Origin of the sequence: Haemophilus sp. Marseille-P9675, assembly GCF_916862695.1 — a bacterium.
Taxonomy (GTDB): Bacteria; Pseudomonadota; Gammaproteobacteria; order Enterobacterales; family Pasteurellaceae; genus Haemophilus; species Haemophilus haemolyticus_K.
Genome location: NZ_CAKASP010000008.1, coordinates 49,158 through 59,520, shown reverse-complemented (window position 1 = coordinate 59,520; position 10,363 = coordinate 49,158). Strand labels below are relative to the sequence as shown.

The following is a 10,363-nucleotide window of genomic DNA, read 5'->3' as shown; positions in this document are numbered from 1 at the left end:
GCTATAAATAAAAACACTACTTAAAAAAGTAATTATGAATTTTCAGTTAAGCACCTATTAAGACTTCAAAATTAAAAATATTTTTAAAACAAGTCAATCAACAAGTGCCCACACAGATTGTCTGATATATTGTTAAAGAGCAAAAAACAACGACGCACTTGGAAACTTAAATACTTCACAACAGTGCGTCGTTGTGTGCGTTGCATTATAGGGATTTTCAAAGCCCTTGCAAGTACTTTTTGTAAAAATATTAAAAAAAATGATCTTTTGATTAAAGCGCAAGCGATTAGAGCAAAATATAGATCTTTTGAGCTATTTTTTTAATCGTTTTAAAATTCTCGGAAGATCAACGAGAGAATCTAACACATAATCAGCTATCCTCTCGCCTTCTTCTGTTACTGGTTTACCTGTACGAACTAATACATTCATTTTCACCTTTGCGCCAATTCCCGCTTTTAGATCTTCAACTTTATCTCCAACCATAATAGATTGAGTAGGATCGATCTTTAATTCTTTGATCGCTTGCAATAACATTCCAGATTTAGGCTTCCGGCAATCACAGTCTTCTTTATATTCACCTTTTCCCTCAGGATGATGTGGGCAATAGTAAATACCATCCAAATCCACATCTTGTTCAGCCAATGACCAATCCATCCATTCTGTTAACTGTAAAAACTGCTCCTCAGAAAAATAACCACGCGCAATTCCAGATTGATTGGTAACCAACACCAATATATATCCCATTTTCTTTAATTCTCGCAATGCATCAATCGCACCATCAATAAACTTAAAGTTATCAATTTCGTGTACATAACCGTAATCAATATTTAACGTGCCATCGCGATCTAAAAATATAGCCTTATTCATTCTCTTACCTTTTATACATGTCAAATTGACGAAAATTATCTATTTAATCCAAGCAATTAGCAAATATAACTCATAACCAATCTGTCTAAAAAAGATAATCTGACATATTGACATAGCAATCTAGACATCTAGAATACCGAAACAGATTTAAAAATAGCAAATAAAAAGGGCTTATATGATTAAGCTAAGCAATATAACGAAGATTTTTGAGCTGCCTAGCAAGAAATTGACTGCGCTTGATAATGTCTCATTAAACATCGAAAAAGGTCAAATTTGCGGAGTAATCGGCGCATCTGGCGCAGGAAAAAGTACGTTAATTCGCTGTGTGAACTTATTAGAAAAACCAACTAGCGGTTCCGTTATTGTGGACGGTGTAGAATTAACAGGACTTTCTGATCGCGAGTTAGTACGTACTCGTCGTCAAATTGGAATGATTTTTCAGCATTTCAATTTACTAAGTTCTCGCACCGTATTTGAAAACGTGGCATTACCCTTAGAATTGGAAGGTGAGCCAAAAGCAAAAATCCAAGAAAAAATTACCGCACTTTTAGAGCTTGTTGGTTTAAGCGAAAAACGTGATGCTTACCCAAGTAATCTTTCTGGCGGGCAAAAACAACGTGTAGCCATTGCACGCGCCTTAGCCAGCGATCCTAAAGTCTTATTATGTGATGAAGCAACTAGCGCATTAGATCCTGCAACGACACAATCTATTCTGAAATTATTAAAAGAAATTAACCGCACTTTAGGTATTACGATTTTGCTGATTACCCATGAAATGGAAGTTGTTAAACAGATTTGTGATCAAGTTGCTGTCATTGATCAAGGTCGCCTAGTTGAACAAGGTACTGTCGGTGAAATTTTTGCAAACCCTAAAACAGAATTAGCACAAGAGTTTATTCGTTCGACCTTCCACATCAGCCTACCTGATGAATATTTGGAAAATCTTACTGATACGCCGAAACATAGCAAAGCGTATCCAATTATCAAATTTGAATTTACCGGTCGCTCAGTCGATGCTCCGTTACTTTCTCAAGCATCAAAAAAATTTGGCGTGGAGCTCAGTATTTTAACCTCACAAATTGATTATGCTGGAGGTGTGAAATTTGGTTATACCATTGCTGAAGTAGAAGGCGATGAAGATGCTATTACTCAAACCAAAGTTTATTTAATGGAAAACAACGTGCGCGTGGAGGTGCTAGGTTATGTTCAATGATTTCTTGGCAACATTCAGCCAGCAATTAACACCTCAAATGTGGGGTGTTGTCGCAACCGCAACTTATGAAACTATTTATATCAGCTTTGCATCTACTTTACTTGCCGTAGTAGTCGGGGTGCCTGTTGGCGTATGGACTTTCTTAACTGGAAAAAATGAGATTTTACAAAATAACCGCACTCATTTTGTGTTAAACACGATCATTAATATTGGACGTTCCATTCCATTTATTATTTTGCTCTTAATATTATTACCTGTAACTCGTTTTATCGTGGGAACCGTATTAGGCACAACGGCAGCGATTATTCCATTAAGTATTTGTGCGATGCCATTCGTAGCTCGCTTAACTGCTAATGCATTAATGGAAATTCCAAATGGTTTAACCGAAGCCGCTCAAGCAATGGGCGCGACTAAATGGCAAATTGTACGTAAATTCTATTTGCCAGAAGCACTACCGACACTAATTAATGGCATCACGCTCACACTAGTCACTTTAGTTGGTTATTCTGCAATGGCGGGGACGCAAGGCGGCGGTGGTTTAGGTAGCCTCGCTATCAACTACGGCGTATATCGCAATATGCCTTATGTCACCTGGGTGGCCACCATTATTATTGTGCTATTCGTTATGATTAGCCAAAAACTCGGCGATACACTGGCTAAAAAAGTGGATCATCGTTAATTAAACACAACTCTTAACTTAAACAGGAAGGAAATCCTATGAAATTAAAACAACTTTTTGCAATCACTGCAATCGCATCAGCTCTCGTTTTAACAGGCTGTAAAGAAGATAAAAAACCTGAAGCTGCAGCTGAACCACTTAAAATCAAAGTCGGCGTGATGTCTGGCCCTGAGCACCAAGTTGCAGAAATTGCCGCAAAAGTCGCTAAAGAAAAATATGGTTTAGACGTTCAATTCGTTGAATTCAATGACTACGCATTACCAAATGAAGCGGTATCTAAAGGTGATTTAGATGCAAACGCAATGCAACATAAACCTTATTTAGATGAAGATGCAAAAGCGAAAAATTTAAATAACTTAGTCATCGTGGGTAATACTTTCGTCTATCCATTAGCGGGTTATTCTAAAAAAATCAAAAATGTGAATGAATTACAAGAAGGTGCTAAAGTTGTTGTTCCTAACGATCCAACAAACCGTGGCCGTGCATTAATTCTTCTTGAAAAACAAGGTTTAATCAAATTAAAAGATGCAAATAACCTTCTTTCAACTGTATTAGATATTGTTGAAAATCCGAAAAAATTAAACATCACTGAAGTAGATACTTCCGTTGCGGCACGCGCATTAGACGATGTTGATTTAGCTGTAGTAAACAATACTTATGCGGGTCAAGTAGGCTTAAATGCTCAAGATAACGGTGTATTTGTAGAAGATAAAGATTCTCCATATGTGAACATTATCGTTTCTCGTACCGATAACAAAGACAGCAAAGCTGTTCAAGACTTCGTAAAATCTTACCAAACAGAAGAAGTTTACCAAGAAGCTAAAAAACACTTTAAAGATGGTGTTGTAAAAGGTTGGTAATTTCTACCGCACTTTAACGCATTACTAAATCCCTTGCTCTGCAAGGGATTTTCTTATCTAAGCTTGGGATATTTTTATGTCTTTTTTTACTTATTTCTATTTAGAAAACCGTATGTATTTTCAAGATTATTTTAAATACATCGCAATTTTTACTTCACTTGGTGCGCTTCTGTTAGTAACAAGTTTATATCTTCGCCATCGTTTAGAAACCAAATACCGAGATCTCAGTATTATTTTTCTGCTCTTAATTATTCTCTTACTTGGTATTCAATATAATCAATATGAACAAAATCAAGTATATGCAAATGATACTTCTCGCATTGTTACATTTTTGAACTCAGTAAAAACATCACAAAATTTACAATTTGAGGATCTACGAGTAAATAACCAGAAAATTACAAATGGTATGATCTTAAATATTAAGGATAAATACTATCAGGTAAATTTTAATAATGATTTTACTGCTTATACACTCTCTGAAATCAATTTAGTCAACCCGAATATCAATATTATTGATAAGGAAAATAAATAATGGAAAGTTATTCATTTCTTGCTATAAAACTTACAATGGGCATTATTGGTCTTGTTTTACAGATTAATTTAATGGGTAAGGGAAACCTTGCTCCAACATCAGCCATGGATCAAGTACAAAATTATGTACTGGGCGGCATTATTGGCGCTGTCATTTATAATGACAATATTGGCATACTACAATTTTCCCTTGTTCTCATTTTATGGACATTATTAATTTTTACACTACGTTTTATCAAAAATCATAACCGATTTGTGAAAAATATTATCGATGGGAGCCCAGTTTGGGTAATTTTAGATGGCAAAGTACAAACTAGTGAATGTATGAAAAATGGTATCTCAGCCCATGATTTAATGTTTAAACTCCGTGCAGCAGGCATATATGAAATCTCTACCGTAAAACGAGCTGTACTTGAACAAAATGGGCAACTATCAATCATTCAATACGGAGATGAAGATTTACGCTATCCATTAATTATTGATGGGCAAATTGATTACGATATTCTTGATATCATTAATCGAGATGAAAATTGGGTTCATGCTGAATTAGATACTAATAAACTCACTGTAAATCAGGTATATATTGGTGAATATTTGAATGGTCAATTAATTACACACCTTTATGACCCAAACTAATCTACTAATGAAAGTCACGACCAATAATTTAAGTTATTGGTCTTTTTTTTAAAATTTCTGTCTCAATATTTGACTTTTTTTCAGGCTAGCCCTACCAATGCTATAAAATTTCGTTACAATGAAAGCTCAGACAAAAATAATAAAAGACCCGGAAACAAACACAATGACAGGTGCACAACTCATCATGGAGTGCCTGAAAGCACACCACGTCACGACTCTTTTTGGCTATCCAGGTGGCGCAATCATGCCAACCTACGATGCCCTTTATGATGCAGGCTTAGATCACTTACTTTGTCGTAATGAACAAGGAGCTGCCATCGCGGCGATCGGTTATGCTCGCTCCACAGGAAAAGTGGGCGTCTGTATTGCAACATCAGGCCCAGGCGCCACCAATTTAGTCACTGGATTAGGCGATGCCATGATGGACTCCATTCCAGTTGTAGCCATTACCGGTCAAGTTTCCTCTCCATTAATCGGCACGGATGCGTTCCAAGAAGCTGATGTTCTAGGACTATCCCTTGCTTGCACTAAACACAGTTTTATCGTGCAAAGTACGGATGAATTAGCCGATGTTTTTGCGGAAGCCTTTGAAATTGCCCAAAGCGGACGCCCCGGCCCAGTTCTTATTGATGTGCCTCGCGATATTCAAATTGGTGAAGTGCCTGAGAATGTAAAAGCCTATGTTAAAACACCAGAAAAACCAACCGCACTTTCAGTAGATAAACTCGCTGAAGCAAAAGAATTATTAAAAAATGCTAAAAAACCGGTGCTTTATGTGGGTGGCGGTGTTGGTATGGCGAAAGCTGTTCCTGCCTTACGCGAATTTTTAGCTCAAACCCAAATGCCATCAGTCTCCACTTTAAAAGGTTTAGGTGCAATTCATCCAAACAATGATGTGTATATGGGAATGATTGGTATGCATGGTACAAAAGCTGCTAATTTTGCCGTGCAAGAAAGCGATTTATTACTCGTATGCGGTGCTCGTTTTGACGATCGTGTAACAGGTAAACTCGATACTTTTGCGCCTCATGCCAAAGTGATTCATTGTGATATTGATGCGGCAGAAATCCATAAATTACGCCGTGCAGATGTTGCATTACAAGGGGATTTAATCCAAGCACTTAATGCACTCAAACAAGATCTTGATATTGAACCTTGGCGTGAACAAATCAGAAATTTCAAAACAAAATTAGATTTCACTTATATTGAAAATCAAGGTAACCGCCCGATTGATCCTTGGGCATTACTCAACACCCTATCTAATCACAAACCAAATAATGCGGTAATTTGTACCGATGTAGGTCAGCATCAAATGTGGTCAGCGCAACATATGAAGCATTTTGCACCAGAGAACTACATTACTTCGGCAGGTTTCGGCACAATGGGCTTTGGCTTACCCGCCGCTGTTGGGGCAAAAAAAGCACGCCCGCAAGATGAAGTCATTTTGGTTACGGGTGATGGCTCACTCATGATGAATATCCAAGAATTGGGCTCAATCAAACGTGGCAATTTACCAGTAAAAATTTTGCTATTAGATAACCAACGCTTAGGTATGGTTCGTCAATGGCAAGATTTATTCTGGAATAAACGGCGCAGTGAAACCATTTTAGATGACAACCCAGATTTTGTGATGCTTGCTAATGCGTTCGGTATTCCTGCAGAACGTATTAAGTCAGCTGATGATGTGGATGCAGCACTCAACCGATTATTAAACAGCAAAACAGCCTATTTATTACAAGTATGTATTCCACCTGATGAATGTGTATGGCCACTTGTGCCACCGGGTGCATGTAACGCGGATATGGTAGAGGAGATGAACTAATGAATGAATATAAAATTGAACTCGTCGCTCGCCATCGTCCTGAAGTACTAGAACGCATTTTGCGTGTAGCACGCCATCGCGGGTTTACCGTTACAACAATGGAAATGACATTGATTGAAACCCAAGTGCGGTTAAAAATCACCGTAAAATCTGACCGCACTTTAGATCTATTAGTGAATCAGTTGGCGAAATTGCCAGATGTAAACGAAATAAAATAAGAATTAAGTGCAAGGCATTGCACACTACTCTAACAAAATTTTACTCGGAGAGATTATTTATGCCAAAACTACGTTCAGCGACTAGTACACAAGGTCGTAATATGGCAGGCGCTCGTGCCTTATGGCGTGCGACAGGAATGAAAGAAAATGACTTTGGTAAACCGATTATTGCGGTGGTGAACTCTTTCACCCAATTTGTGCCAGGGCATGTGCATTTAAAAGATATGGGACAGCTTGTTGCCGCAGAAATTGAAAAAGCGGGCGGTGTAGCAAAAGAATTTAACACCATTGCGGTGGATGATGGTATCGCGATGGGACACGGTGGAATGCTTTATTCTTTGCCAAGCCGTGATTTAATTGCAGACAGCGTGGAATATATGGTCAATGCACACTGTGCTGATGCGATGGTGTGTATTTCCAACTGTGACAAAATCACCCCAGGAATGTTAATGGCGGCAATGCGTTTAAATATTCCGACAATTTTTGTCTCAGGCGGCCCAATGGAAGCGGGTAAAACAAAACTTTCTGATCAATTAATCCGCTTAGATTTGGTTGATGCGATGATTGAGGCAGCCGATCCAAATGTGTCAGATGAACGCATTGATGCCATTGAACGCAGTGCGTGCCCAACTTGTGGTTCTTGCTCAGGAATGTTTACCGCAAACTCTATGAACTGCTTAACTGAAGCGTTAGGTTTATCTTTACCAGGCAATGGTTCTATGTTGGCGACCCATGCTGACCGAAAAGAATTATTCTTAAAAGCTGGTCGTCAAATTGTCGAGCTTTGCAAACGTTATTACGAACAAGATGATGCAAGCGTATTGCCTCGTTCAATCGGTACTTTTGATGCCTTTGAGAATGCAATGAGCCTCGATATCGCAATGGGTGGTTCAAGCAATACAGTTTTACACTTGTTAGCGGCAGCACAAGAAGCTGGCGTAGATTTTAAAATGGCAGATATTGACCGTTTATCGCGCAAAGTACCTTGTTTAAGCAAAATTGCACCAAACACCAATAAATACCACATGGAAGACGTACACCGCGCAGGCGGTATTATGGGATTGTTGGGGGAATTAGATCGCGCTGGATTAATTCATAAAAATACGCACACCGTGCTTGGAATGAGCATGGGAGAACAACTAGACCAATACGATATTATTCGCAATCAAGATGAAGAATTACATAAATTCTTCCGTGCAGGCCCTGCAGGCATCCGCACAACTCAAGCATTCTCACAAGATTGCCGCTGGGATACCGTCGATAATGATCGTGTAAATGGTTGTATTCGCAATAAAGAAAATGCGATTTCACAAGAAGGTGGCTTAGCCGTATTATTCGGTAATCTCGCTGAAGACGGATGTATCGTTAAAACCGCGGGTGTAGATGAATCTATTTGGAAATTCACCGGCCGTGCAATCGTATTTGAAAGCCAAGAAGATGCGGTTGCAGGTATTTTAGGTGGCAAAGTCAAAGAAGGTCATGTCGTTGTTATCCGTTACGAAGGCCCTAAAGGCGGACCTGGTATGCAAGAAATGTTATACCCAACCAGTTACTTAAAATCGATGGGCTTGGGCAAAAAATGTGCTTTATTAACGGATGGTCGTTTCTCTGGTGGTACATCAGGCTTGTCTATTGGACATGCTTCACCAGAAGCCGCTTCTGGCGGTGCAATCGGCTTAGTACGTGATGGCGATATTATCAACATTGATATTCCAAATCGTGCAATTAACTTAGAAATCAGTAATGAAGAACTCGCAGCACGCAGAACTGAACAAGATCAAAAAGGTTGGCAACCAGCTAACCGTGAGCGTGAAGTATCTTTCGCATTGAAAGTATTCGGTCACTTCGCCACCTCTGCGGACAAAGGTGCGGTACGCGATAAAACATTATTAAAATAATTTAACGGTTCCCCCCTCCTTCATAAGAGGGGGATAAAACAAAGGAAAAACTAACCGCACTTCATCATTAAAACAAACACTATGAAAAACCTACTCACCAATCCTCAACCTTCTCAATCAGATTATATCAATGCTATTGTTAAACTTGGTTCACGCGTATATGAAGCTGCGCAAGTGACCCCTTTACAAAAAATGGGAAAACTTTCTGAACGACTGCACAATAATATCTGGATTAAACGCGAAGACCGTCAGCCAGTAAATAGTTTTAAACTACGCGGTGCTTACGCAATGATTTCTAGCCTTTCAGCAGAACAAAAAGAAGCAGGAGTGATAGCGGCATCTGCGGGTAACCATGCACAAGGCGTGGCATTATCAGCGAAACAATTAGGCTTAAAAGCATTGATCGTCATGCCACAAAATACCCCAAGCATTAAAGTGGATGCAGTGCGTGGATTTGGTGGCGAGGTGTTGTTGCACGGTGCTAATTTCGATGAAGCCAAAGCAAAAGCGATTGAGCTTTCAAAAGAAAAAAATATGACATTTATTCCTCCATTCGATCATCCATTAGTGATCGCAGGACAAGGCACGTTAGCGATGGAAATGCTACAACAAGTGGCAGATTTGGATTATGTGTTTGTACAAGTCGGAGGCGGTGGTTTAGCTGCAGGCGTGGCAATTTTGCTTAAGCAATTTATGCCAGAAATTAAAATCATCGGTGTAGAATCAAAGGATTCTGCATGTTTAAAAGCCGCTCTCGATAAAGGCGAACCCACAGATTTAACCCATGTTGGATTATTTGCGGATGGTGTTGCCGTAAAACGCATTGGTGACGAAACATTCCGTCTATGTCAGCAATATCTTGACGATATGGTATTGGTCGATAGTGACGAAGCGTGCGCAGCAATGAAAGATTTATTTGAGAACGTTCGTGCTGTTGCGGAGCCATCAGGTGCATTAGGTTTAGCCGGTTTGAAAAAATATGTGAAACAAAACCATATTGAAGGCCAAAATATGGCGGCAATTTTGTCTGGCGCGAACTTGAATTTCCATACATTACGTTATGTATCTGAACGTTGTGAAATTGGTGAAAACCGAGAGGCTTTATTAGCTGTGACCATGCCTGAGCAACCCGGTAGTTTCTTAAAATTTGCTTATGTATTAGGTAACCGAGCTGTAACCGAATTCAGTTACCGTTATGCAGATGATAAACGTGCTTGCGTGTTTGTTGGGGTAAGAACGACAAATGAGCAAGAAAAAGCAGACATTATTGCAGACCTCACAAAAAATGGTTTTGATGTTGAGGATATGTCTGATGATGATATTGCGAAAACGCACGTTCGCTATTTAATGGGGGGACGAGCAGCCAATGATAACGAACGCTTATATACGTTCGAATTCCCTGAGCAAAAAGGTGCGTTATTAAAATTCTTGGAAACATTACAAAATCGTTGGAATATTTCATTATTCCACTATCGTGCCCACGGCGCGGACTATGGAAATATCCTTGCTGGTTTCCAAATTGAAAAACGCGAACAAGCAGAATTTGAACAGGCACTTGCTCAACTCAATTATGTTTTTGAAGATGTAACAGAAAGCAAATCTTATCGTTATTTCTTACGTTAATCTTATAAAAAAGGCG

Annotated in this window: 10 protein-coding genes; 9 read left to right on the top strand and 1 reads right to left on the bottom strand. The window is 39.1% G+C overall.

What is annotated here, in order from left to right; all coding sequences use genetic code 11:
- Positions 1-312: 312 nt before the first annotated feature.
- Positions 313-867, bottom strand: coding sequence for a D-glycero-beta-D-manno-heptose 1,7-bisphosphate 7-phosphatase (gmhB, locus tag LIX50_RS09140; protein ID WP_048953075.1), 555 nt, complete (start codon positions 865-867; stop codon positions 313-315).
- Between the two features lie 175 nt (positions 868-1,042).
- On the opposite strand from gmhB, the gene metN reads away from it, so the two are divergent.
- The 9 genes from metN (at position 1,043) to ilvA (ending at position 10,347) form a co-directional block, all read left to right on the top strand.
- Positions 1,043-2,080, top strand: a complete 1,038-nt coding sequence (gene metN / locus LIX50_RS09135; protein ID WP_048953076.1) for a methionine ABC transporter ATP-binding protein MetN — start codon at positions 1,043-1,045, stop codon at positions 2,078-2,080.
- Positions 2,070-2,759, top strand: coding sequence for a methionine ABC transporter permease (locus LIX50_RS09130; RefSeq protein ID WP_005629721.1), 690 nt, complete (start codon positions 2,070-2,072; stop codon positions 2,757-2,759). The genes metN and LIX50_RS09130 overlap by 11 nt, the downstream gene beginning before the upstream one ends.
- Positions 2,760-2,797: 38 nt before the next feature.
- Positions 2,798-3,619, top strand: a complete 822-nt coding sequence (locus LIX50_RS09125; RefSeq protein WP_048953077.1) for a MetQ/NlpA family lipoprotein — start codon at positions 2,798-2,800, stop codon at positions 3,617-3,619.
- Positions 3,620-3,695: 76 nt separating this feature from the next.
- Entirely contained in the window at positions 3,696-4,151 is a 456-nt protein-coding gene (locus tag LIX50_RS09120) for a DUF3290 family protein (RefSeq protein WP_048953078.1), read from the top strand.
- Positions 4,151-4,786 carry a DUF421 domain-containing protein gene (locus tag LIX50_RS09115; protein ID WP_048953079.1) on the top strand — a complete coding sequence of 212 codons (636 nt, stop codon included), beginning with the start codon at positions 4,151-4,153 and terminating at the stop codon, positions 4,784-4,786. Before LIX50_RS09120 ends, LIX50_RS09115 begins: the two co-directional genes overlap by 1 nt.
- Before the next feature lie 163 nt (positions 4,787-4,949).
- The gene (gene ilvG / locus LIX50_RS09110) at positions 4,950-6,608 is read left to right on the top strand and encodes an acetolactate synthase 2 catalytic subunit (protein WP_048953080.1); all 1,659 of its coding nucleotides are present in this window, start codon (positions 4,950-4,952) and stop codon (positions 6,606-6,608) included.
- A complete protein-coding gene (gene ilvM / locus LIX50_RS09105; protein WP_048953081.1) occupies positions 6,608-6,826 on the top strand; it encodes an acetolactate synthase 2 small subunit in 219 nt (72 codons plus the stop codon). The genes ilvG and ilvM overlap by 1 nt, the downstream gene beginning before the upstream one ends.
- A 59-nt stretch (positions 6,827-6,885) precedes the next feature.
- Positions 6,886-8,724 (top strand): dihydroxy-acid dehydratase, encoded by a 1,839-nt coding sequence (gene ilvD, locus LIX50_RS09100; protein ID WP_048953082.1) that lies wholly within the window; start codon positions 6,886-6,888, stop codon positions 8,722-8,724.
- An 81-nt stretch (positions 8,725-8,805) separates the two neighbouring features.
- Entirely contained in the window at positions 8,806-10,347 is a 1,542-nt protein-coding gene (gene ilvA, locus LIX50_RS09095) for a threonine ammonia-lyase, biosynthetic (RefSeq protein WP_048953083.1), read from the top strand.
- Positions 10,348-10,363: the final 16 nt, after the last annotated feature.